At 71.0% G+C, this 23,718-nt stretch carries 18 protein-coding genes; 15 read left to right on the top strand and 3 right to left on the bottom strand.

Features of this window, described 5'->3' with window-relative positions:
- The 5 genes from PLE19_20680 to rpiB form a co-directional block, all read left to right on the top strand.
- A partial coding sequence (locus PLE19_20680; GenBank protein ID HPD17360.1) for an L-threonylcarbamoyladenylate synthase occupies window positions 1-957 on the top strand: 957 nt, incomplete at its 5' end.
- 86 nt (window positions 958-1,043) lie between these two features.
- Window positions 1,044-2,228 (top strand): hypothetical protein, encoded by a 1,185-nt coding sequence (locus PLE19_20685; GenBank protein ID HPD17361.1) that lies wholly within the window; start codon window positions 1,044-1,046, stop codon window positions 2,226-2,228.
- Window positions 2,225-3,523, top strand: coding sequence for an FtsX-like permease family protein (locus PLE19_20690; protein ID HPD17362.1), 1,299 nt, complete (start codon window positions 2,225-2,227; stop codon window positions 3,521-3,523). The genes PLE19_20685 and PLE19_20690 overlap by 4 nt, the downstream gene beginning before the upstream one ends.
- A 53-nt stretch (window positions 3,524-3,576) precedes the next feature.
- Window positions 3,577-8,166, top strand: coding sequence for a PQQ-binding-like beta-propeller repeat protein (locus PLE19_20695; protein ID HPD17363.1), 4,590 nt, complete (start codon window positions 3,577-3,579; stop codon window positions 8,164-8,166).
- A gap of 49 nt (window positions 8,167-8,215) precedes the next feature.
- The gene (gene rpiB, locus PLE19_20700) at window positions 8,216-8,668 is read left to right on the top strand and encodes a ribose 5-phosphate isomerase B (GenBank protein HPD17364.1); all 453 of its coding nucleotides are present in this window, start codon (window positions 8,216-8,218) and stop codon (window positions 8,666-8,668) included.
- A gap of 182 nt (window positions 8,669-8,850) precedes the next feature.
- On the opposite strand, the gene PLE19_20705 is transcribed toward rpiB, so the two are convergent.
- The 3 genes from PLE19_20705 to PLE19_20715 are packed head-to-tail and all read right to left on the bottom strand — an operon-like array spanning window position 8,851 to window position 11,329.
- Window positions 8,851-9,522 carry an LptA/OstA family protein gene (locus PLE19_20705; protein HPD17365.1) on the bottom strand — a complete coding sequence of 224 codons (672 nt, stop codon included), beginning with the start codon at window positions 9,520-9,522 and terminating at the stop codon, window positions 8,851-8,853.
- Between the two features lie 17 nt (window positions 9,523-9,539).
- Entirely contained in the window at window positions 9,540-10,976 is a 1,437-nt protein-coding gene (gene purB, locus PLE19_20710; GenBank protein HPD17366.1) for an adenylosuccinate lyase, read from the bottom strand.
- 17 nt (window positions 10,977-10,993) lie between these two features.
- Window positions 10,994-11,329: a hypothetical protein gene (locus tag PLE19_20715; GenBank protein HPD17367.1), complete on the bottom strand. Its 336-nt coding sequence runs from the start codon at window positions 11,327-11,329 to the stop codon at window positions 10,994-10,996.
- A gap of 193 nt (window positions 11,330-11,522) precedes the next feature.
- On the opposite strand from PLE19_20715, the gene PLE19_20720 reads away from it, so the two are divergent.
- The 10 genes from PLE19_20720 to PLE19_20765 all read left to right on the top strand — a co-directional run bounded on the left by PLE19_20720 (window position 11,523) and on the right by PLE19_20765 (window position 23,608).
- Window positions 11,523-11,918, top strand: coding sequence for a hypothetical protein (locus tag PLE19_20720; protein HPD17368.1), 396 nt, complete (start codon window positions 11,523-11,525; stop codon window positions 11,916-11,918).
- Between the two features lie 229 nt (window positions 11,919-12,147).
- The gene (locus PLE19_20725; GenBank protein HPD17369.1) at window positions 12,148-12,816 is read left to right on the top strand and encodes an ABC transporter ATP-binding protein; all 669 of its coding nucleotides are present in this window, start codon (window positions 12,148-12,150) and stop codon (window positions 12,814-12,816) included.
- Window positions 12,817-12,835: 19 nt separating this feature from the next.
- Window positions 12,836-14,419, top strand: a complete 1,584-nt coding sequence (gene modA / locus PLE19_20730) for a molybdate ABC transporter substrate-binding protein (GenBank protein HPD17370.1) — start codon at window positions 12,836-12,838, stop codon at window positions 14,417-14,419.
- 8 nt (window positions 14,420-14,427) lie between these two features.
- On the top strand, window positions 14,428-15,270 hold the full coding sequence (locus PLE19_20735; GenBank protein HPD17371.1) for an ABC transporter permease: 843 nt from the start codon (window positions 14,428-14,430) through the stop codon (window positions 15,268-15,270).
- Window positions 15,255-16,304 (top strand): ABC transporter ATP-binding protein, encoded by a 1,050-nt coding sequence (locus PLE19_20740; protein HPD17372.1) that lies wholly within the window; start codon window positions 15,255-15,257, stop codon window positions 16,302-16,304. The genes PLE19_20735 and PLE19_20740 overlap by 16 nt, the downstream gene beginning before the upstream one ends.
- Before the next feature lie 710 nt (window positions 16,305-17,014).
- Complete coding sequence (locus PLE19_20745; protein HPD17373.1) at window positions 17,015-18,139, top strand: glycosyltransferase family 4 protein; 1,125 nt, start codon at window positions 17,015-17,017, stop codon at window positions 18,137-18,139.
- A complete protein-coding gene (locus PLE19_20750) occupies window positions 18,136-19,644 on the top strand; it encodes an oligosaccharide flippase family protein (protein ID HPD17374.1) in 1,509 nt (502 codons plus the stop codon). Before PLE19_20745 ends, PLE19_20750 begins: the two co-directional genes overlap by 4 nt.
- Window positions 19,637-20,896 (top strand): glycosyltransferase family 4 protein, encoded by a 1,260-nt coding sequence (locus PLE19_20755; protein HPD17375.1) that lies wholly within the window; start codon window positions 19,637-19,639, stop codon window positions 20,894-20,896. The genes PLE19_20750 and PLE19_20755 overlap by 8 nt, the downstream gene beginning before the upstream one ends.
- Window positions 20,893-22,110 (top strand): glycosyltransferase, encoded by a 1,218-nt coding sequence (locus PLE19_20760; GenBank protein ID HPD17376.1) that lies wholly within the window; start codon window positions 20,893-20,895, stop codon window positions 22,108-22,110. Before PLE19_20755 ends, PLE19_20760 begins: the two co-directional genes overlap by 4 nt.
- Before the next feature lie 19 nt (window positions 22,111-22,129).
- On the top strand, window positions 22,130-23,608 hold the full coding sequence (locus PLE19_20765) for a radical SAM protein (protein ID HPD17377.1): 1,479 nt from the start codon (window positions 22,130-22,132) through the stop codon (window positions 23,606-23,608).
- Window positions 23,609-23,718: the final 110 nt, after the last annotated feature.

Here is a 23,718-nt window from a genome sequence, read left to right on the forward strand (position 1 = left end):
ATCGCCTGCCGCGCCGACGATCCGCAGGCCGTCGAGCGACTCAAGCGGGTGAAGGGCCGCCCACCCGACAAGCCCTTCAGCCTCCACATCGGCCGCAAAGAGGATATCGCGCGCTGCGTGCCCAACGTGCCCGCAGCGGCCAGGAAGCTGATGGACTGCTATTGGCCCGGCCCGCTCACCATCATCTTCCCAACCGGGGACGGCCAGGGGCTCGGCGTTCGCATGCCTTCGAACATCGTCGCCCTGGAGTTCCTGCGCCGGGCCGGCGTCCCGGTCATCGCCCCCAGCGCGAACCGCTCCGGGGAGCCGCCGGCCACCGATGCCGAACAGGTCGCCCGCGCGCTGGGCGACGACCTCGACGTGATCCTCGACGGCGGCACGTGCACCTACGGGGAGGCCTCCACCGTCGTCCGCATCACCGACGAGGGCTGGGAGGTACTCCGCCAGGGCTCGATCACCCCGGAACAGCTTCGCCGCACCCTGGGCAAGACCATCGTCTTCGTGTGCACCGCCAACACCTGTCGCTCGCCCATGGCCGAGGCCCTGTGCAAGAAACTGCTCGCCGACAGCCTGCACTGTGCGATAGAAGACCTGCCGGAGCGGGGCTACACGGTGCTGTCGGCGGGCACGGCGGGCTTCGACGACTGCCCCGCGAGCTACCAGGCCGTGGAGGCCATGAGCCGCCAGGGCCTCGACCTCTCGGGGCACAGGTCGCGGCCCGTCACGCCGGGCCTGGTGGCGGACGCCGATGTGCTTTTCGTCATGGCGCGCCACCACGGCGACTCGATCCGCCGCATTCTGCCTGAGGCCTCGGGCAAGATCCGTCTCCTGGATCGCAGCGGGGAGGAGGTGGAGGACCCGGTGGGCGGCTCGGTGGAGACCTTCGTGGCCTGCGCCGAACACATCGAGCGGTGCCTGCGGGCCGAGCTCCCCGACCTGTTGAGCCGGCGTCTCTGAGTCCGCCGCTCCCACCTGAATGCCGCTAGCGCCACGCCAGGGAATCGTGTAGAATATGGAAAGGATGGCGGCTGAGGACAGTGGATGTGACGATCACGACAAGAGCCCTGGCGTGGCTGGCCGTGGGCGTCGCGGCCCTGGCGTCGGCGGCGCCTGCTTGTCAGGCCTGCTCGATTCCCGTGTTCCGCTACGCCCTCGAGCGCTGGCCGGCGGAACCCTACGAGGCCGTGGTGCTGCACCGCGGGCCGCTCGGGCCCGCCGAGCAGGCCGCTCTGGACGCGCTGCGCAAGACCACCGAGGGCAACGCGGCACTCACCAACCTCCAGGTGCGCACGGTAGACCTCGAGGGGCCCGACGGCAAGCAGTCCGAGCCGCTCCTCAAGGGCGGTGACGCGGGCGCCCTCCCCCGCCTGATCGTCCGTTACCCCGACAGCCTGCGCGTCGAGGAGCACGCCTGGGCGGGCGCGCTCACCACGGCCAACGTGCAGGCCCTGGTGGATTCCCCAACCCGGCGCGAGATCGTCCGGCGCCTGGCGGGGGGCGACTGCGCGGTGTGGCTCCTCATCGAATCCGGCGACCGCGCGCAGGACGACGCGGCGGCCAGGCTGCTCCGCGAGCAACTCAGGAAGCTGGAAGGCGTGCTGGAACTGCCGCCGCAGACGGACGCCGAGGGTCCCGGCGACGAGCCGCCGCCGGAGCCGAAGGGCGAGGCCGAGGGCGGCGAGAGCGCGCTCCCGAAGCTCAAAGTCGCCTTCTCCTCCCTCCGCGTCTCGCAGACCGACCCCGCCGAGAAGCTGTTCCTGGACACGCTTCTGGGCCTCGACCCCGAGCTGCGCAAGGAAGGCAAGCCGATCGCCCTGGCCGTGTTCGGCCAGGGACGCGCCCTGCCGGCCCTCCTCGGCGACGGGATCAACGCCGAGAACATCACCGACGTGTGCGCCTTCGTGGTCGGCCCCTGCTCGTGCCAGGTGAAGGCGATGAACCCCGGGTGGGACGTGCTGATGACCGCCGACTGGTTCGGCGCGCTGGACGGGCAGATCGTCAAGGACCCCGAGCCGCCGGCCCTCACGGGCTCCGTGGCCGCGGCGCTGCCCAAGGCCGGGCCCGCCGACACATCCGCGGGCGCTGCCGCCAAAGCCGTCGTGGCGACGCCGACGGGCGGCCTGCTGCTTCGCAACATCCTCCTCGCCGCTGCGGCAGGCGTCGCGATCCTGGCCGCCGCCTCGTTCGCCGTCCTGCGCCGCGGCGGCGCGCCTCGGGAGCCGCGATGACTCTCCCACGCCTGATCCTCAAGGAACTGCTCTTCCGCAAGCTCAGCCTCGCCCTCGCGCTGCTCTCGGTGGCCGTGGCGGTGGGCTGCCTCGTCGCACAGTTCACTGCCCTGCGCGCCCACGACGCGCAGACCGACGAGATCATCCGCCTCAAGGAGGAGGCCACCAGGCAGGAGATGGCGCGCCTGGAGGACGACACGCGCAAGATCATGAAGAAGCTCGGCTTCAATGTGCTCATCCTGCCGAAGGACCAGAACCTGGACGACCTCTACGCGAAGGACTACGCTTCGAAGTACATGCCCGAGGAGTACGCCACGCGCCTGGCCGAGGCGAAGCTCATCATGATCCAGCACCTCCTGCCCGGCCTGCGCCGCAAGATCGAGTGGCCCGAGCGCCAGGGGCGCGTGGTCATCCTCGTCGGGGTCCGAGGCCAGGTGCCCAAGCTGCACCGCGACCCCTCCGAGCTGATGTTTCAGCCCGTGCCGCCCCGCTCGATGGTCGTGGGCCACCAGATCCACAAGAGCCTGGGCCTGGCGGAAGGCGACCGCGTGACGCTGCTGGGCGGCGAGTTCACGGTGGCCAAACTGCACGAGGAGCGGGGCGACAAGGACGACATCACCCTCTGGATCAACCTCGACGAGGCCCAGCGCCTGCTCCACCGCGCCGGCCTGATCCCGCAGGAGCGGGTGATCAACGAGATTCTGGCGCTCAAGTGCGTGTGCGCCGGCGTGGGCATGGAGAAGGTACGGGCCGAGCTGGGGCGCATCCTGCCCGACACCCAGGCCGTCGAGCTCTCCACGCGCGCGCTCGCGCGCGCCGAGCAGCGCGCGGCCGCGGCGGAAGTCGCCCAGCGCGCCATCGAGGCCGAAAAGGCCAACCGCGCCCGCCTGCGGGCCGAGCGCGAACGCTTCGCGGCCTGGCTCGTGCCCCTGGTCGCCCTGGCCGCCACGGTGTGGATCGGCTTCCTCGCCCTCGCCAACGTGCGCGAGCGGCTGCCCGAGATCGGCATCCTGCGAGCCGTGGGGCTGAGGTCGGTGGACGTGTTCGCCCTCTTCCTGGGCAAAGCGGTGCTGATCGGGCTGGCGGGCGCCGTGGCCGGGTACTGCGCCGGGTTCGCCGCCGGAGCGGCCTGGAGCGAAGGCCCCGCCGCGCGCCAGGCCGTCCTGAAGCTCTTCGACGCCGGGCTGCTGGCCTCGGTGCTCGCCGGAGCCCCCGTGCTTTCGGCGCTGGCGAGCTGGGTGCCCGCCTTGCGGGCCGCCCAGCAGGACCCGGCCGTCGTCCTCAGAGACTCCTGATAGAACGGGCAGGGCGCATAGGACCCACAGGGCGTATGGTTTCACGCAATGGCATGACCGCTAGAGGGGCGCCCGTCGTCCTGCCCATCCTCTCGTGGGTCTGGTGCGCGCTGATCGCACCCGCGTGGGGAGGCGACTGGCCTACGTGGCGCTACGATGCCCGCCGCAGCGCGGCGTCGCCCGAGGAGCTGCCGCGCGAGCTCTTCCTCCAATGGGTCAAGCAGCTCCCACCGCTGGAGCCCGCGTGGCCGGACCAGCCGCGCCTGCGCTTCGACGTGGCCTACGAGCCCGTGGTGGCTGGCGGCAGGCTCTTCTTCGGCTCCAGCGCCAACAACAGCGTCACGGCCCTCGATGCGGCCACGGGCGAGGAGAAGTGGCGCGTCTACCTGGACGCCCCCGTGCGCTTCGCCCCGGCGGCCTGGGAGGGCCGGCTGTTCGTCGCCTGCGACGATGGCGCCCTGCACTGCCTCGAGGGGGCGACGGGACGCCTCGTGTGGACATTCCGCGGCGCGCCCTCCGAGCGGCTGGTGCTGGGCAACGGCCGGCTGATCAACCTGTGGGCGGCCCGCGGCGCCCCGGTCGTGCACGAGGGGCGCGTCTACTTCGCCGCGGGCATCTGGCCCTTCGAGGGCGTCTTCCTCTATGCCCTGGACGCGCGGTCCGGCACCGTGGTGTGGGCGAACGACGGCTCGGGAGCCCAGTACACCACCCAGCCGCACTCGAGCCCCGCGTTCGGCGGCGTGGCGCCCCAGGGCTATCTGGCCGTGGCCGGCGACCGCCTGCTGGTGCCGTCGGGTCGAAGCGTGCCCGCATGCTTCGACCTTCACACGGGCAAGCTCCTGTACTTCCACCTGGCCGCCAACCAGAAGCTGGGCGGGTTCCTGGCCGCGGCAAACCGCGAGTTCTTCGCCAACGGCGGCGCGCTCTTCGCCCTCAAGGACGGGCGCACCGTGGCACAGGTGGGCCAGGCGCCCGTGGTCACCGACGACAGGGTGTTTGCCCTGGAGAGGAACGAGTTGTGTGCGTTCGACCTCCAGGGCAGCGGCCGCGAAGGCGACGACCCGACGCGGCGGTTCCGCCGCGGCAAGCCCTCGAAGTCCTGGACGCTGCGACTCAGGGGCCAGTTGCACATCAAAGCGGGCGGGCGGCTCTATGTCGGCGCGAGGAACCTGGTGCAGGCCGTCGAGGCCCCGTCGGCCGGAGGCAAGGCGCGGGTTTCCTGGCAGGCCGCCATCGCCGGCACGCCGGCCTCGATGGTGGCTGCCAACGGCCGGCTTTTCGTGGCCACGCTCGAAGGCCACCTCTACTGCTTCGGGCCGACCGCCACCGGCGTGGCCATGCCCGAGGGGAGCGAAGAGGTGCTGGTGCCCTCGAACGCGCCCTGGAAATGCCTGGATGGCGGCCGGGCGCCCGACCCCGCGTGGAAGACGCAGGGCTTCAACGATGGCGGCTGGAGGCTCGCCTCGCCGGCGCCGAGCAAGCCGCCGGAGCCGGAGGAGCGAGAGGCTCCCGCGCCCGCCCGCAGCAAACGCATCGCCAGCACCTATTTCCGGCACGTGTTTCACGTGGAGCCCGAACGCCGGTATGCGGCCATCGAGCTGGAGGTCCGTGCCGCCGAAGGGGCCGTGGTGCATCTCAACGGCATCGAGGTCTGGCGCTGGCGCGTGCCCTCGGCCGCGGGGTATGGCACCCTGGTCTCGGACCGGGCCCCGGAGGGGATGCCCGAACGAGTGGAACTGGAGCCCAACGCCCTGGTGAGCGGGGCCAACGTCCTCGCCGTCGAGGTCGTCGGGCTCCATTCAAGCTCCGCCGCGCCGGGGTTCGAACTCGAGCTGTTCGCCACCCGGGCCGCGGAGACCAGGCCCCGGCCCACCGAGGCCGCGCCAGACTCGTGGGCGCAGCAGGCGAGCCGCATCCTCCAGGAGAGCGGCGCGCGCGAGGGCTACGGCCTGGTGCTCGGCCTTCGAACGGGGCGCCTGGCCGAGGAGCTGGTCCGCCAGTCGCACCTGAGCGTCATCGCGCTGGACCCCGACGCGGCCAAGGTGGAGGCCGTGCGCCGACGGCTCGACGCCGCGGGCCTGCTCGGCCCACGCCTCGCGGTGCGGCAGGGCGACCCCTTCGCCCTCGGCCTGCCCCCGTACTTCGCCAGCCTCGTAGCGTCGGAAGACATCGAGGCGGCCGGCTGGGAGGCGGGGCCGCGTTTCGCCGACAGGATGTTCCAAGCGCTGCGTCCTTACGGCGGCGCCGCCTGCCTGGCGCTCGGGGAAGCAGAGCACGGGGCCCTGGCCCGCTGGCTGGCGGAGACCGGCGTCGCGCAGGCCGCGCTCCGTCGTGCCAACGGCCTGAGCCTCGTGCGCCGCGAGGGCGCACTGCCGGGGGCCGCCAACTGGACCCACCAGTATGCCGACGCGGCCAATACCGTGGTGTCGCGGGACGACCGCGTGCGCCTGCCCCTGGGCATCCTGTGGTTCGGCGGCTCCTCGCACGAGAAAACCCTGCCGCGCCACGGCCACGGCCCGAGCCACCTGGTGGTGGACGGCCGGCTCTTCATCGAAGGCCCCGACGGCCTGCGGGCCATGGACATCTATACGGGCCGCGTGCTCTGGGATGTCGTGCTGCCGGGCCTCGGTGAGGCGTTCGACAACACGGAGCACCAGCCGGGCGCCAACGCCCTGGGCAGCAACTACGTGGCCACCTCGGACAGCCTCTACGTGGCCTATGGCAAGACCTGCCTGCGCCTCGACCCCGCCACGGGCGCGCGACTGGCCGAGTTTGCCCTCCCGCGCCTCGACGAGCGCGACACCCTGCCCCGCTGGGCCTACCTGACCGTGTGGAACGACCTCCTCGTCGCCGGCACCTCGCCGACGGACTTCGACAGCGACCCGGAGTTTTCGCGGGACGAGCTCGCCCGCGTCAGCAAGACGGATGTCGGGGAGCTCTTGCGCTGGCTCGGCAGCCTGCGAGGCTTCACCTTGCCCCCCAAGCTCAAGGGCGAGCACGAGGCGGAGTTCCTCGCCAGAGCGCTCAATCTGCTGCTGAGCCACAAGGCTCTGGCCGACCTGTTGCCCGAGGCGCCCACGAAGAAGGCGCTTTCCCTCGAGAACTCCATCGCCTCGCACCTGAGGAGCCGGGCCAAGGCCGGCGTGGCGGACCGGGAACTCAAGCGCCTCAACCGCCTGCTCCTCGAAGAACACGCCCCCGCCCTACCGCGGAAGCGGGTGCTCGCGGGCAAGCCCGACATCTACAGCGGCACCTCGAGCCAGTGGCTCGTGGCGATGAACCGCCTGAGCGGCCAAGTGCTGTGGACGCTGCGCGCCCGCGACGGCTTCCTGCACAACAGCCTCGCGCTGGGGGGCGACAAGCTCTTCTGCATCGACCGCCTGCCCGAGGGCATCGTGAAGTCGCGGCGCCTGCGTGGCGACGCCGACAAGCCGCAGTCACGCCTCCTCGCGCTGGAGGCCCGCACGGGCAAGCCGCTGTGGAGCACCACCGAGAACGTCTTCGGCACCTGGCTCGCCTACTCCGAGGAGCACGACGTGCTGCTCCAGGCCGGCCGCGCCTCGCGCGACATGCTGCCCGAGCCGTCGAAGCGAATGAGCGCCTACTCGGGCGACGACGGCACGCTGCTGTGGGACAAGCCGCACCGCCACGAGGGCCCCTGCATGCTTCACGGCGACACGATCATCACGCAGGACGCGGCCTACGATCTCCTGAGCGGCGAGCCCCGCACCCGCCGGCACCCGTTGACCGGCGAGGAGATTCCCTGGAAGTTCGCCCGCAACTACGGATGCGGCACCGCGATTGCCGGCCAGCACCTGCTCACCTTCCGCTCGGCGGCCGCCGGGTACTTCGACCTCGCGCGCGACGGCGGCACGGGCAACTTCGGGGGCTTCCGCTCCGGCTGCACCTCGAACCTGATCCCTGCCGGCGGCGTGCTCAGCGCCCCCGACTACACGCGCACCTGCACGTGCAGCTACCAGAACCAGTGCTCGCTGGCCCTCGTCCACACCCCCGAGGTGGAGACGTGGACGTTCCAACACCTCAAACGCAGTGACGAGCCGGTCCGCCGGGTGGGCATCAACCTGGGCGCGCCCGGCGACCGGCTGGCCGACAACGGCACCCTATGGCTCGATTTCCCAAGGGTGGGCGGCCCCTCGCCCCATGTGCCCGTGGCGTTCGAGCCCGAGGAGGTCGAGTGGTTCACGCACCACTCCTCGCGGGTGCAGGGCGACGGGCTCAAGTGGGTGGCCGCTTCGGGCGCTCGGGGGCTCCGAGCGCTGACGATCACTCTCGCGGGCCGCCTCACCAAGTGGCGGCGCGAGCACCCCACGCTCCTCAGCCGGTGGCTGGGCCGCGCCGGCGGCTCCAACTCGCCCCCCCACTGCTACACCGTGCGGCTGCACTTCGTGGAGCCGGGCGCCGCGCGGCCGGGCGACCGGGTGTTCTCCGTGTCGCTACAGGGCGAGACTGTGATCGATGCCCTCGACATCGCCGCCGAAGCCGGCGGCCCCTGGCGGCCGCTGGTCCGGGAGTTCCGCAACGTCGAGGTCAGCGACGAGTTGCGCGTCGAGCTCACGCCGGCGCGCGCCGCCCCCCTGCCGGAGACGGTGCTCTGCGGCATTGAGCTGGTGGCGGAACCGTAGCCGGCAGTGGTATAATGGCGGAGGCCGCCAGGAGCAAGGGAGACCGCCTGTGAGAGTGGCTGTGGGGTCGGATCACGCGGGGCGCCCGGCCAAGCTGCGCGCCATCGAGGCCCTCAAGGAACTCGGCTGCGAGGTGGACGACGTGGGCACCCACACCGACGCCTCGTGCGATTACCCCGACTATGCCGCGGAGGTGGCCCGCCGCGTGGCGGGTCGCCAGGCCGACCTGGGCGTGCTATGCTGCGGCACCGGGCTGGGCATGTCGATCACGGCCAACAAGGTGCCCGGCATCCGCGCGACCGTGTGTTGCAGCGATTTCATGGCCGAGATGGCCCGCCGCCACAACGACGCCAACATCCTGTGCCTGGGGAGTCGGGTGCTGGACGATCGGATGATCGGGGAGCTGGTCCGGCGGTTCGTGCGCACGCCGTTCGACGGGGGCCGGCACACCCGCCGGCTCCGGAAGATCGCCGAGCTGGAGCGCACGCTGCCCCTGCCCTAGTGTCTGTGCGGAAATCCACGCGGGCTGCGTTGCCGGCGCCAGCGGGGCGGATGCAAGGCGCTCCGACGCAGGCGATACTACGGAGCGCATCGCTGAGGAATCGCAACGCGGCAGACGCCCCGCTGACGCCACGGGGGCTCTTGCAGCGGCAAGGCGGCAAGCGCCCCGCTTGCGGTGGGTTGCTACTTCGCCGGTGTGGGCGCCGGCGCCTTCGGGGCCTCGCCCTTGGCGGGAGGCTCCTCGCTCTTCTGGCCGAGTTGCGCGGTGAGCTGCACGTTGCCCTCGAAGGTCACGAGCTGCTTGTCGCGGTGGTAGGTGATCAGGTCGGCTCGTGCCTGGTCTTTGCCGAAGTGCACGACCGGCTGGGCCTCGGGCGTGCCGTGAAGGATGACCATGCCCGTGGTGGCATCGTAGGTGGCCTTGTCGCATTCGGCCGTGCGCGCGTCGGGGGCAAGCTGGAGCGGGGGGCGGGCCGTGGTGCGCTGCGTGATGGGCACCACGGTGTAAAGGCGCACGTGCCCGGTGGCCGTCATCTTCCGGAACTCGCTGGTCTTCTCGTCGAGGTCCGCCACCACAGCGTCGGCGTCAATGCGCATGTCGCCCTTGATGATGGTGGCGTTGCCGGTGATGCGCGCGATGTTCTCTCCCTGGAGGTAGTGGATGCGGTCGGCCCACACGTGGAGGGGCTCGGCCGGCCTCGGGGGTTCGGTCCCCTTGCCGGCTGCGGCCTTCTCGGGGGCCTTCTTCTCGGGCGCGGGCGACTCGGCCTTCGTTTCGCCGGCGATGAGCGGCCCGCCGAGCGCCACGATGCATGCCACGGCGGCTGCCCAACCGATGACGCACCATCTAGACATCCACGACCCCTCGATGGCTAGCGGGTCAGCCGGCTGTCGAGTCCCAGCAGGCTGGCCTCGCGGGTGAGAATGGGCTGAACCACGCGGCGGAGGAACTCGTCCACCTGTTGCGGCGCGCGGCCCGCGAGTTGCTGGCCGCCGGCGAGGGCGTCCACGCGGTCGCGCACGGCGGCAAACGCCTCGTCCGCCTTCAGGCGCTCGATCAGATCGCTTTCGAGCCCCTCCTCGGTCATGCGGCGGCGGGCCTCCCAGGCGTGCTGGCGCAGGCGCTCGTGGAGTTGCTGGCGGTCGCCGCCGGCCTTCACGGCGGCCATCAGCAGGCGCTCGGTGGCCATGAAGGGCGCCTCGCGGCGCAGGCGGGCCTCGATCACCTTCGGGTGCACCACGAGCCCGCGGGCCACGTTGGTGGCGATCAGCAGGATCGCGTCGGCGGCCAGAAACGCCTCGGGGATGGCAATGCGGCGGCCCGCCGAGTCGTCGAGCGTGCGCTCGAGCCACTGCGTGGCGGCCGTGAGCGGCGCGGTGAGCGCCGTGGCGATCAGGTGGCGCGCGAGGGAGCCGATGCGTTCGCTCCGCATCGGGTTCCGCTTGTGGGGCATGGCGGACGAGCCGATCTGGGTCTTCTCGTGCGGCTCCTCGACCTCCTGGAGGTGTTGAAGGAGGCGGACGTCGTTCGACATCTTGGCGGCCGACTGGGCGATGCCCACGAGCGCGTTGAGCACCGTGGTGTCAATCTTCCGCGTGTAGGTTTGCCCGCTGACGGGCACCACGTGGCGGAAGCCCATCTGGCGGGCCACGAGCGCGTCGAGCTTGCGCACCTTGGCGTGGTTGCCCTCGAAGAGCTCGAGAAAGCTGTCCTGGGTGCCCGTGGTGCCCTTCGCGCCGCGGAAGGGCAGCCACTCGCTCACGCGGACGATCTCCTCGTAGTCGAGCACGAAGTCGTAGAGCCACAGGCAGGCGCGCTTGCCCACGGTGGTGGGCTGGGCCGGCTGGAAGTGGGTGAAGCCCAGGGTGACCAGGGCGCGGTGCTCGGCGGCGAAGCGGGCGAGGGCGTCCAGCAGGTTCACGAGCTTGGCGCGCAGCAGCCCCAACCCCTCGCGCATGGCGATCAGGTCGGCGTTGTCGGTGACGTAGCAGCTCGTCGCCCCGAGGTGGATGATCGGCCTGGCCGTCGGGCACTGGGCGCCGAAGGCGTGCACGTGGGCCATCACGTCGTGGCGGAACTGGGCTTCGAGGCGTTCGGCCTCGGCGAAGTCAATATCGTCCAGGTGGGCGCGCATCTCGGCGAGCTGCGCGTCGGTGATGGCCAGGCCCAGCTCCTTCTGGCTCTCGGCCAGGGTGAGCCACAGCCGGCGCCAAGTGGAGTGCTTGCGCTGCGGCGAGAAGACGGCGCTCATGGTCCGGCTGGCGTAGCGGGTGACCAGCGGGTTGTCATATTGCTCGTAGTCGGCCACGGCCAGGGGTCTCCTCGCTAGGCGCGCTGGCACGCCGGCATCGGGTACGTGGCGTTGCCCCAGTGGTTGCGCACGCAGTCGCAGCACGTGCCGCGGTTGCCGCACGCCTCGTAGTCGCAGGGGCAGAACTCCAGGTTCGCCGCGTGGCGGCCGCATTGGGCGGGCGCAATGCCCTTGAGGGAGCGCGTGGCGGCGGGGCGCTCGGCGCCGCGCAGGCAGAAGCTCTTCTGCCCCTTGGCCGCGTGGTTCTGCACGCACAGGCAGCAGATGCCACGACGCTCGCACGCCTCGTTGGGGCACGGGCACATCTGAAGGTTCACTGGGCGGTTCGGGCACTCGGCGGTAGCGGCCATGGCCGGCACGGCTCCTTTGTCCAGGCGTGAGCGCGGGGTCGCCACTGTGTTATATGATAGGGAAGCGGGTGGATCGGTTCAAGCGCCACTTGACTTTTCGGGCCGTCGGGCGCATCATTGCGTGCAGTCGTCGCGGGCGCGGCGAGCGGGGCGGCGCGGTACCGCCCAAGGCGTTGTGAAGGAGACTCTGGAGATGCTCACGCGCGGGATCAGGGTGCTGCTGGGTGTGCTGATGATCGCCGGGCTATCGGGCCGCGCCCTCGCGGCCGAGGGGGATGCGCCGAAGAAGGAGGAGCCGGCCGCCAAGGAGAAGGCGGTAGACGAATTCCGGTCCGTCAGCTCCAAGCTGGCCGCGGCCCAGAGGAAGTTCATCCAGAGCAAGCCTGAGCTCGCCGAGGCCTACAAGCAATTCGCTGAGCGCCGCAAGCAGCTCGACAGGGAAGAGGCCGAGTTCATGGCCAAGCTCCGCACAATGTCGCCCGAGATTGACGAGCTGGCCAAGAAGAAGGAGGAGCTGGAGGCCGAGCGCAAGCGCAAGGACGAGGAGGCCCGCAAGGCCAAGGGCGCCCCGAAGGCCAAGGGCAACTAGCCGGCGCCGGGCGGCTTCCGGCCTCCTGGCACGTGGTTCGGGTTCCGGTTGCGAGGCGGCGCGCCACTCGTTGTGCGCCGCCTCGGCGTTCCGCCCCAACGCGCGGTTGCCGGCAATCGCCCTACCCGTATAATGATTAAGCAGCATCGTTGGGCTGGGACCTCCCGTCGCGCTCTCCCCGCCGATCGTGCGGCAGGTCCGCCTGACGTCCGCAGGAGGCGGCGACGCGATGGTGCATCTCGACGGCGTCACCAAGCGCTACCAAGGCCCGCAGGGCGAAGTGCGCGCGCTCGACGCCGTGAGCCTGCGCGTGGAGGCCGGCGAGTTCCTGGCCATCCGAGGGGCCAGCGGCAGCGGCAAGTCAACCCTCCTACTTACCATCGGCGCGATGGTCCGCCCCACGGCGGGGCGGGTGATGGTCGCAGGGACCGACCTCTATGCGCTCTCGCCCAGCGAACGGGCGCGGTTCCGCGCCGAGAACATCGGCTTCGTCTTCCAGCTCTTCCACCTGGTGCCCTACCTCAGCGTGCTCGAGAATGTGCTGCTGCCCACCCTCGCCGTGCGCAGCGCCGACGACAGCACCGCGAAGGCCACGGCGCTGCTCGAGCGGTTCGGCCTGTCGCACCGCATGCATCACAGGCCCTCCGAGCTAAGCATCGGCGAGCGCCAGCGCGCGGCCATGGCTCGAGCGCTGCTCAATCGCCCCAGGCTCATCCTCGCCGACGAGCCGACCGGCAACCTCGACCCCGACAATGCCACCGAAGTGATGAATCACCTCGCCGAGTTCCACCGCGAGGGAGCCACCATCGTGGTCGTGACCCATGAGGAACTCGCCGCCCGGTACGCGCAGCGCACCGTGCTGATCCGCGACGGGAGGATCGTGACCCCAAATGCATGAGACGAAGGGAGCAGCCGAAGTGGGACCACGCCAACGAGTTCGATGCCTCGCATGGACGGCTATCACGGCCCTCGTCAGCCTGCTCGCCAGTTGCGGCAAGGACGAGGCGCCCCCGGGCAAGCAACCCCTGGTGTGCTACGTGGGCGGCACGATGCGGCCCGTGATGGAGGAGCTGGCCAGGCGCTACGAGGCCGAGACAGGCCAGCCCGTGCAGTTCGACTTCGGCGACTCGGGCGCTCTGCTCATCAAGATCGAACAGGCCAAGCGCGGCGACCTCTATGTGTGCCACGACCCCTTCGCCGGCGGCGCGCAGGCCAAGGGCCTCGCCGAGCAGGTGTGGACGATGGCCTCGCTCACCCCCACCATCGCCGTCACCAAGGGCAACCCGAAGGGCATCAAGGGCTTGCGCGACCTGGCACAGCCCGGGCTACGGATCGGCCTCACCGACGAGAAGTACTCGACCCTCGGCCACCTCAACCCCGTGATGTTCGACAAGGCCGGCCTCCGCAAGGAGATCGAGGCCAACGTCGTCACCCGCACGCGCATGGGCGGCGAGGTCGCCAACGCCGTCGCCCTCGGCAACCTCGACGCCACGATCGTGTGGGACGCCGTCGCCCACCTGCGCCGCGAGAAGCTCGATGCGGTGCCGATCGAGCCCGCGTTCCTGCTCCAGTCGGGCGTGGACGCGGTCACCACGCCCACGTTCGGCGTGATCGACATGGGGTGCATCAAGGTCACCATCGCCACCCTCAAGTGCTCGAAGCAGCCCGAAGCGGCGGCTGCGTTCGCCAAGTACGTGGCCTCCCCGAAGGCTGGCGAGGTCTTCGCCGCCTTCGGCTTCTCGCCCGCGCCCACCGCCGGCGAGCCCACCGGCCCCGCCGCCACGAAGGAACCCGCAGAAACCAGCGGCGGCCTGCATCTCTACTGCGGCGCCGGCATCCGCCCCCCCGTGGCCGAGGCCATCGAGGCATTCCGCAAGGAGACGGGCATCACCATCCACTGCGACTACGCCGGCTCCGGCACCCTCCTGTCCAACATGAAGGCATCGAAACGCGGCGACCTGTACCTGCCCGGCGAGTCCGAGTACGTGGACCGCGCCCAGGAACTGGGCCTGATCGCCTCGCGCCAGGACGTGTGCTACTGGATCCCCGTCATCCTCGTGCCCAAGAATAACCCGAAGGAGATCAAGACGCTTCAGGACCTCGCCAAGCCTGGCGTGCGCCTGGGCCTCGGCAACCCCGAGGCCTGCGCCATCGGCCAGATCTGCGTCAAGCTCTTCCAGAAGAACAACATCCCCCCCGACGCCATCCAGGCCAATACCAAGGTCCAGACCCTCACGGTCCACGAACTCGGCATGCAGGTGAAGCTCGGCCAGCTCGACGCCGCGATCGTGTGGGACGCCATCGCCGCCTACTATGCCAGCGACGCCGACGCCATCGCCATTCCGAGCGACAAGAACGTCATCTCGCGCGTGGCCATCGGCATCCTGAGCTTCTCGAAGAACCGCGAGAGGGCGCAGCGGTTCGTGGACTTCCTGGTGAGTGACGCCGGCAGAGCGATCTTCGCCAGGCACCACTACACAACCACCCCCCCTGCACAGTGAGCGGCCCCTTGTTCAGGCGCGCGACCCCCATTGAAGCCCGCCGCGGCCCTGTTGCCGGCCCTTCGGTTACCCTCTTTTCGGTCGTCACCCTGGCGTTCGTGGCGGCGTTCCTGCTCATCGTGGCGACGCTGATCGTCACCAACATCTGCTACACGGACCTGGGGGCCTTCCGCGAAGCGCTCGCCTCGCGCGAGGTCCGCCACGCCATGTGGTTGAGCGTCGTCACCTCCCTCACCTCGGTCGCCATCATCGTCCTCTTCGCCGTGCCCGTGGGCTACGCCCTGAGCCGCTACAGGTTCCCCGGCCACGCCATCGTAGACACGCTGGTGGACCTGCCCATCGTGGTGCCGCCCATCGTCGTCGGCCTTCTGCTGCTCGCGTTCTTCAGCACCCCGGTGGGCCGCTGGATCGAGGGGCTGGGCATCGAGTTCGTCTTCACGGTGCCGGGCATCATCCTGTGCCAGTTCGTGGTCTCGGCCTCCTTCGGCATCCGCACGGCGGCCGCGGCGTTCGACAGCGTGGACCGCCGCCTCGAGGACCTGGCTCTCACGCTGGGCTGCACGCGCGGCCAGGCCTTCCGCCGCGTGGCGCTGCCCATGGCCCGCAACGGCATCGTGGCCGGGGCCATCGTGGCCTGGGCGCACGTCGTCGGCCTCTACGGGCCGCTCATGGTCTTCGCCGGCACCACGCGCATGAAGACCGAGGTCCTGCCCTCCACCATCGCCCTCGAGCTCTCCATCGGCCGCCTCGAGGTGGCGCTGGCCGTGGCCCTCCTCATGCTGGCCGCGGCCACGCTGGCCCTCGTCCTCGTGCACGCCCTGGCCCCGGGGCGGAGGTGGCTGAACCGATGATCCGCGTGCGCGGCCTCTCCCTCCGCATCGGCGCCTTCGCGCTCCACGACCTCTCCCTCGAGGTCCCAGCGGGCGACTACTTCATCCTCCTCGGCCCCACCGGCTCGGGCAAGACGCTCTTCATCGAGTGCCTGTGCGGCCTGATCCGCCCCGATGGCGGCGCCATCGAGATTGACGGGCGCGACGTCACCCGCCTCGCCCCGCGCCTGCGCGGCATCGGCTATGTGCCCCAGCACCAGGGCCTCTTCCCCCACCTCACCGTGGCCGACAACATTGCCTTCCCCCTCAAGGCGCGCGGCGTGTCGCCCGCCGAGATCGCGGCCAGCACCGCGCCCCTCATCGAGCTCCTCGGCATCGGCGGCCTGGCCGCGCGCTGGCCGGCTCACCTCAGCGGCGGCGAGCGCCAGAAAGTGGCCCTCGCCCGCGCCCTCGCCTCGCGGCCCAACGTGCTGCTGCTCGATGAGCCCGTGAGCGCCCTCGACGAAGCAGGCCGCGAACGCCTCTGCGCCGACCTCCGCCGCATCCACCAGGAACTCCGCGTCACCACCCTCCACGTCAGCCACAGCGTCGAGGAGGCCCTCAGTGTCGGGAGCCGGGCCGGCGTGCTCCGCGACGGCTCGGTGATCCAGACCGGCCCCCTCACCGACCTCCTCCGCCGCCCGGGGAGCGAGTTCGTCGCCCGCTTCTTCCGCACCGAGAACATCATCGCCGCCACGGCCACCCCCCTGCCCCACGGCGGATGCGAGCTGGCCCTCGCAGGCCACCGCCTGCGCGCCCACGCGCGCCGCGAGGGAACCGTCACCTTCGTCATCCGCCCCGAGTGCCTCATCGTTCACCCCGCCGACCACGCGGCGCCCAACAGCCTGCCCGCCACCCTCAGGCACATCAGCGACCGAGGCCCCTACTTGCGCCTCGAGTTCGACGCCGGCGTGCCCCTGGTCGCCTACGTCACGGCCGGCGCCCAAGGCTACGCGGAGGGTCGCCCCTACCGCCTCGCCCTCCCCCCCGAGGCCATCCACATCCTCCCCGCCTGACGTTCCTCCGCCCCCGGTTGCCCGCCAATCGCCTGTTCTCGGCCTTACACCCATACTTGCTCATCGTCCACACACGGCGGGTATGGCTGGAACCTCGGCAATCGCCCATTCTCCCCATTCCGTCCATACTTGCTCACTCTCCCCCCCACAGGGGTGAGCAAGTATGGGCGCGTGCCCCTGCCACGGCCCCCAGCAGGCACCTCTTCGCCACACGAATTGCCATCGCATGTCGTAACATACCGCAGCCGCGTGTCTTACGATCTCAGCGCGTGCCAGGCACAGAGGGGCGGAAGGCGCCTTTCTCCCTTTCCTCGTCCCTACGCTCTGCGTGGGGACGGCTTCTTGGCCGCTCCGCTGCCTCTTCTTCTTCGGGGAAGAATAGACGCGGGAGCGTCCGCCTCTCCGCCCCCACGCGGAGCGTAGGGGCGAGAAAGAGAAGGCGACGGAGCGACGGGGCGAGAAAGAGAAGGTGGCAGAGCGTAGGGGCGAGCATGAGAGCCGCCCCTCCCGAACGTTCCAATGCGTTCGGCAGGGTAAGGTCCCCAGCGCCCGCCCTGCCCGTTACCCTCCCGAACGCATTGGAACCTTCGGGAGGGAGGCCCCAGGCATGGCAACGCCTCCCCGCACGCCGAGGTTGCTTGACAGTGCTCCGGCCGCCGGCTACACTGCCCTCGGTGCCAACGGCATTCGCCTTGGCCAGAGGGGCAGGCATGCGCGTCGTCTACTCCATCGGCTCGCGCCTCGCCGGCGGCGGCATCGGGACCACCGCGTATCACGCCGCCCGAGGCATCTGGCGGGCCGGGCACCTCACCCGCCTCTTCTGCCTCGGCTATGAGCCCAACGACATCCCCGCCGACCTCATCCGGCCGCTCTGGTTCCCCTCGCGCCGCTACCTGCGCCTGCCTGTGCACATGTATTGGCGGCTGAAGGATGCCTCGTTCGACCGCCGAGCGGCCAGGCGGCTGCCGGAGGGCTTCGACGTCTTCCACGGCTGGAACTCCCACTGCCTGGCGAGCCTGGCGCGCGCGAAGGAGCGCGGGGCGTTGACCTTCGTCGAGCGCGGCTCGGCCCACGCCGCCGCGCAGGCGCGCCTCCTGGAGGGCGAGCACGCCCGCTTCGGCCTCCGCCCGCCCCGGGCGATGCGGCGGCTGGTCGAGCGGTGCGTGGCCGAGTACGAAGCGGCGGATTTCGTTCACGTGCCCAGCTCGTTCTGCCGCCAGAGCTTCATTGACGAGGGCTTCCCCGCGCAGAGGCTGGTGCAGAGCCCGTATGGCGTGGACCCGTCGCGGTTCGCGCCCGGCCCCGAGCCCGACAGGTTCACCGTGCTCTTCGTCGGCGAGATCGGGCTTCGCAAGGGCGTCCTCGACCTGCTCGAGGCCTGGGCCCGGCTGCGCCTGACCGACAGCCGCCTGGTGCTGCTGGGGGGAATCGAGCCGGCGATTGCGCCGCGCGTCGAGGAGTTCCGCCGCCGCACCGCGTTCGAGACGCCGGGCTTCGGCCACGACATGCCCGCGGCCTACGCGGGCGCCTCGGTGCTCGCGCTGCCGGCCATCGAGGACGGTTTCCCCCTCGTCGTCCTCGAGGCGATGGCGAGCGGCCGCCCCGTCATCGTCTCGGAGAACACGGGCTCCAAGGATGCCGTCGAGAACGGCGTGCACGGCTTCGTGGTGCCGATTCGCTCGCCCGACGCGATTGCCGAGAGCCTCCAGTGGCTGCACGACCGCCCGGCCGAGCGCGCGGCGATGGGCGCCGCGGCCCGCCAGCGGGCCGAGCAGTTCCCCTGGCAGCGCCACGGCGCCGATCTGGTGGCCCTCTACGAGAGCGCGCGGCGATGAGCGATCCCTCGGCAAACGCGGGGCAGGTCCTGAGCCGGCAAGCCGTGCGCGGGACCCTCGCCGTGTTCGCGGGCAACACGGTGACGCGGCTCGTCGGCCTGGCCGGCTCGCTCTACCTGCTCTACAAGGTCGGCGTTGAAGACTTCGGCGTCGTGGCCTACGCGGCCTCGCTCGTCGCCCTGTGCGATGCCGCCAGCAACTGGGGCTTCGCCCAGGCCGCCATCCATCGGCGGGAGCGGGTGGACGAGACGTTTGCGACGTTCCTCGTGCTGCGTGTGGCGATGCTGCTGGGCGTGCTCGGCATCCTGGCCGCGGGGTCGGCCGTATTCCGCCAAGCCCTCTCGCAGCGGACCCACTTCGGCGTGCTCGCCGCGCTGGCCGCCGCGGCGCTCTGCGACGCGGCCTCCGACGTGCAGACCGCCCGGCTCGCCCGCGCGCTGCGCTTCGGGCGGGTGATGGCCGCCGACGTGGCCAGCGCCCTCGCGGCCACGGCGGCCGCCGTGGGCCTGGCGGCCCTGGGCCAGGGCCTCTGGGCGCTCGTGGCTCAGCGCGTGCTCCACGCCCTCGTGCGCGCGGTCGCCCTCGCCTGCCTGGGCGTGGTGGAGCCGATCCGCATCGGCTTCCACGCGCAGGATGCGCGCTGGCTCCTGCGGTTCGCGCTGCCGCTGTGGTTCGGCAGCCTGGCGACGGCCTGGGTGCTCAAGTATGATGACCTCGTGGTCGGACAGCTTCGGGGCACGGCGGCCCTCGGCTACTACGACCGCGCCTACTGGCTCGCCCTGCTGCCGCTGGCCTTCGTGACCGGGGTGTTGACGCGGGTATCCTTCCCGCTGTATGCTCGCTTACAGGGCGACCGCGCGCAGTTGTCCGAGGCGTTTCGGATCGTGTCGGGCGCGACGCTTCGGCTGGCCGGGCCGCTCGCCCTCGGGTTGGCGCTGGCGCTGCCGGATTTCCTCGTGGTCGCCCGATTGGAGCGGTGGCTGCCCATGACCCCGCTGGTTCGCTGGCTCCTCCTCTACGCGATCCTGAGGCCCCTGATGGACGATGCGGGCGGGCTGCTCACCGCGGTCGGGCGGCCGAAGACGTGCGGGCACACGCTCGTGGGCCAGGCGCTCGCGCTGCTGGCCCTCTGCCCGCTCTTCACCTGGCGCTGGGGGGCCCAGGGCGCCGCCGCGAGCGTGGGCCTCGTCGTCCTGGTCGGCCTCGCGCTCTGGTACGCACGCTTCCTGCCGCGCGTGGTGGACATCGCCTATGCCCACATGCTCCTGTGGCCCCTGTTGGGCCTGGGCGCGGCGGGCGCGGCGGCACTCGCCTTCGAGAGAGCGTCCGGCCTCGGCCCAGGCCTGGCCTCCGGCGTGGCCAAACTCGCCGCGGTCGGCCTCGTCTACGTCGCCGCTCTTCTCGCCCTTGACGGACGCCAGACGCTCGCCGACCTGCGTTCGCTCCGGCGGCATCTGTGGGCAGCTTCCCCACAGTCTCGCGGCGAGGTTCCCAGCGATGCCTGAGTCCCTGCGCATCCTCATCGCCATAGACAACTTCCACCCGCTCATCGGCGGCGCCGAGCACGCCGCGTTCGAAACGGGCGCGGCCCTGGTGCGGCGCGGCCACGGCGTGGACGTGTTGACGATGCGCAAGCGCCCCGAGTGGCCGTCGCAGGAGGAGATGGCCGGGCTGCGCATCTTCCGCTTCGGCGAGCGCGTGCCGCCTCGCCCCTTCGGCCGCCTGCTCTACGAGCGCGCCAACGCCACAGCCGCCCGCCGCTACCTGGATGAGCACCTGAGCCGCGAACCCTACGACCTGTTGCTCCTCCAGCCCATCGTCACTGCCTACGGCGCGCTGCGGTCCCGCGCGCGGCGCCGCGCCGTCGCCGCCTACTGCTTCTACGCCCCGCTGGCCGAAGAGCACCGGAACGCCGTGCGGGGCCTGCTGCCGCCCGGCCTGCGCGGCTGGCGCCGGCAGGCGCTCCTGTTCTCGGGCGCCTGGACCGCGCATCGGCGGGCCCTCGGGCAGCGGACCGCCATCGAGGCGGCCGACGCCGTGGTGTGCCCCAGCGAGTACTCGCGCGGCCTGCTGGCCGACGCGTTCCCAGGCGTCGCCACCCAGCACGCCTGCATCATTCCGCTGGGCGTGGACGCCGCCCGCTTCCGCCCCGCCGACGACCGCCAGGCCGTCCGCGCGCGCCTCGGCTGGGCGCCCGACGAGCACGTGCTGCTGTGCGTCCGCCGCCTCGTGCCGCGCATGGGCATCGGCGAACTCATCCGCGGCTTCGGCCTGGCCGCCGCACGGCGCCACGACCTGCGCCTCGTCATCGGCGGCGTCGGGCCCCTCGGCCCCCGGTTGCAGGACCTGGCGAAGACGGCCGGCGGCCGCGTGGACTTCCTGGGCCTGCTGCCCCCCGACGACCTGCCCCGATACCTCCAGGCAGCCGACCTCTTCGTGCTGCCCTCGCTGACCCTCGAGGCCTTCGGCCTCGTGACCACCGAGGCCCTCGCCTGCGGCACCCCGGTGCTCGCCACCTCGCGGTGCGCGGCGCCCGAAATCCTCGGGCCGCTCGACCCGCGCCTCCTGATGTCGGGCACGGACCCCGCGGCCATTGCGGACTCTATTCTCGGGCCCGGCCTCGACGTGATCCACGAGCCCGGCTTCCGCGACCGATGCCGGGCCTACGCCGTGGAGCGCTTCCCCTGGGACCGCACGGCCCAGGGGCTCGAGGAACTCGTCTCCCAACTCCGCGCGAAGGCAGGCGATGCCGGATGAAGGCTCAGGGCGCCCCAGTGCCAACGCCGCGCGACCCCAGGCCCCCGCTCCGCGTGCTCTACGTGACCGACACCGGCGGCGAGCTGGGCGGGGCCGAGCGCAGCCTGCTCTCCCTCGTCGAGCATCTCGACGCCACCCGATACCAGCTCCACGCGCTGCTCTTCGAGGAGGGGCGGTTCGCCACGCTGCTGCGCAACGCGCGCGTGGCCGTGGTCGTCGCGCGCCTGGGGCTGATCGCGCGCACGCGGAATCCCCTCAAGCTGATGCTCTACGCGTTCCGATTCGCGCAGGGCGCCCTGCGCCTCGCGTGGGTCATCCGCCGCCGCAGGATACAGGTGGTGCACATCAACAAGAACACGCTCGCCGTGCACGCTATCCCGGCCGCACGGCTCGCCGGCGCCGCCTGCGTGTGGCACGTGCGAAACCCCGTGAGCCACTTCGGCCGCATCGGCGCCTGGCTGGTGCGCCGCTGCAACCACCTGCTCTGCGTGTCGGAGAGCATCGCCGCGCCCTTCCGCCGCCAGTTCCCCGAGTCGGGTGCCAAGATCACCCTCGTGCCCGAGGGCGTGGACCCGGCGCCCTACGCCAACCGCCAGGCCGGCCTGACGCTTCGCCGCGACCTGGGCATTCCCCCCCACGCCTGCGTCATCGGCACCGTGGGCAGGATCACGCCGTGGAAAGGCCAGGACGATTTCCTGCGCGCCGCGGCCCTCCTGGCCGGCCGCCACCCCGAGGCGCGCTTCCTCGTCGTCGGCGACTGCGTGTCCAGCCCCGCCGAGGTCTCCGCCGACGCGGCCTTCCGCGACCGCCTCCACGCCCTCGCCGCCGAGCTGGGCATTGCTGAGCAGGTGATCTTCACCGGTTTCCACCACGACGTGCCGGCCGTGATGAACGCGCTCGACGTCTTCGTCCTCCCCTCCCACGAGGAGCCTTTCGGGATCGTGCTGCTGGAGGCCATGGCCGCCTCACGCCCCATCGTGGCCACGGCCGCCGGCGGCGTGCCCGACATCGCACGGGACGGCCACGAGGCGCTCCTCGTGCCGCCCCGCGACCCGGGGGCCCTGGCGGCCGCCATCGCACGGTTGCTCAGCGACGCCCAGCTCGCCGCCGCGCTCGCAGAGGCTGCGCTCGCGCGCGTCACGGCCGAGTTCCCCCTCTGGCGCCACGCGGCCATCGTGCGCGAGGTCTACAGCGCCCTGGTTCCCGAGCCGTGAGCCATCCCGGAGGCTGAGCATGGCCAAGGTGCTCCTCATCAACCCGCCCGCCGAGCACACCCTCGTGGGGAACAACCCCAAGTTCCTCGACGAGGAGCGGGGCCACAACCCGCCCCTCGGCCTCCTCTACCTCGCCGCCATGCTCGAGGAGCGCTCTGAACACGCCGTCTGCGTGATTGATGCTCAGGCCGAGGAACTGTCCTACGAGAAGCTGGCGGAGCACGTGGCCGGCGAGGCCCCCGACCTCGTGGGCATCACGGCCATGACCTTCACCCTCCTCGACGTGCTGCGCACGGTCGGCATCGTGCGGCAGGCGGCACCCCAGGCCCGCGTCGTCCTCGGCGGCCCGCACGTCCACCTCTACCCGCGCGAGACCGTCGCCCTGCCGGGCGTAGACTTCGCCATCCTGGGCGAAGGCGAGCACAGCATTGTCGCCCTGGCCGACCGGCTGAATGAGCCCGAGCGATGGAGCGAGGTCCCTGGCCTGGCCTACCATGCAGATTCCACATCCCAGATTCCAGATTCCAGATTGAAATCGCAAACCGCAAATCGGCAATCGCAAATCATCGTGAACGACGCGCCGGGTCTCATCGAAGACCTCGACACGCTCCCCTTCCCCGCCCGCGACCTGGTGCCCTTCCGCCGCTACTCGTCGGTCCTCGCCCGCCGCCAGCCGATCACCACGATGTTCACCAGCCGCGGCTGCCCCTATCGCTGCACCTTCTGCGACAGGCCGCACCTCGGCAAGAAGTTCCGTGCACACTCGCCGAAGTACGTCGTGGACGAAATGCAGTCCTGCGTCGAGATGGGCATCCAGGAGTTCCTCCTCTACGACGACACCTTCACCGTCCGCCCCCAGCGCGTGCTCGACATCTGCGCGGAGATTCAGCGGCGCGGACTCGACATCGGCTGGGACATCCGCGCCCGCGTGGACACGGTGGACGAGGAGCTGCTGAAGGCCCTTCGCGCCGCCGGCTGCGAGCGCATCCACTACGGCGTCGAGGCCGGCGACGACCATTTCATGCAAGTCCTCAGCAAAGGCATCACCGTCGAGGAAGTCCGCAAGGCATTCCGCCTCACCAAGCGGGCCGGCATCTCCACCCTCGCCTACTTCATGATCGGCATCCCCGGCCAGACCGAGGCCGACGTGAGGAACACCTTCCGCCTCGCCCGCCAGCTCGACCCCGACGTCGTCCACATCACCATCCTCACCCCCTTCCCAGGCACCGAAATCTACCGCCAGGCGTTGGAGCAAGGCGTCTACGCCAGCGACCACTGGCTCGACTTCGCCCGCGAGCCAAAGGAGGGCTTCCAGCCCCTCTACTGGACGAAGGAGCTTGGCCGCGAGCGGCTCGAGGAACTCCTCGTCGCCGCCTACAAGAGCTTCTACGTTCGCCCGCGTTATATCCTGCGCCAGTTCCTCAAGTGCCGCTCCTGGCGGGAGCTGACGACCAAGGTCAAGGCCGGCCTGCGGGTCGCGTTCCTCAGAGGGAGATGACGGACAAGTGCCCAGGGGACCAAATGGGTGCCGGCTATAGAATCTCGGGCCTTTCAGCTCGACTTTCGCCATCAGGCAGGAAGCCGGAGGGCGAAGTCCGTGACGGTCGG

This window comes from Planctomycetota bacterium (assembly GCA_035384565.1).
Lineage (GTDB): Bacteria > Planctomycetota > PUPC01 > DSUN01 > DSUN01 > DAOOIT01.

What these genes read in the sequence shown, in the direction of transcription:
- PLE19_20690 (HPD17362.1), top strand. Translation starts at nt 2,225, where the DNA reads ATGACTCTCCCACGCCTGATCCTCAAGGAACTGCTCTTCCGCAAGCTC.
- PLE19_20725 (HPD17369.1), top strand. Translation starts at nt 12,148, where the DNA reads ATGGTGCATCTCGACGGCGTCACCAAGCGCTACCAAGGCCCGCAGGGC.
- PLE19_20745 (HPD17373.1), top strand. Translation starts at nt 17,015, where the DNA reads ATGCGCGTCGTCTACTCCATCGGCTCGCGCCTCGCCGGCGGCGGCATC.
- PLE19_20755 (HPD17375.1), top strand. Translation starts at nt 19,637, where the DNA reads ATGCCTGAGTCCCTGCGCATCCTCATCGCCATAGACAACTTCCACCCG.
- PLE19_20705 (HPD17365.1), bottom strand. Translation starts at nt 9,522, where the DNA reads ATGTCTAGATGGTGCGTCATCGGTTGGGCAGCCGCCGTGGCATGCATC.
- PLE19_20720 (HPD17368.1), top strand. Translation starts at nt 11,523, where the DNA reads ATGCTCACGCGCGGGATCAGGGTGCTGCTGGGTGTGCTGATGATCGCC.
- PLE19_20715 (HPD17367.1), bottom strand. Translation starts at nt 11,329, where the DNA reads ATGGCCGCTACCGCCGAGTGCCCGAACCGCCCAGTGAACCTTCAGATG.
- PLE19_20750 (HPD17374.1), top strand. Translation starts at nt 18,136, where the DNA reads ATGAGCGATCCCTCGGCAAACGCGGGGCAGGTCCTGAGCCGGCAAGCC.
- PLE19_20765 (HPD17377.1), top strand. Translation starts at nt 22,130, where the DNA reads ATGGCCAAGGTGCTCCTCATCAACCCGCCCGCCGAGCACACCCTCGTG.
- PLE19_20760 (HPD17376.1), top strand. Translation starts at nt 20,893, where the DNA reads ATGAAGGCTCAGGGCGCCCCAGTGCCAACGCCGCGCGACCCCAGGCCC.
- PLE19_20695 (HPD17363.1), top strand. Translation starts at nt 3,577, where the DNA reads ATGACCGCTAGAGGGGCGCCCGTCGTCCTGCCCATCCTCTCGTGGGTC.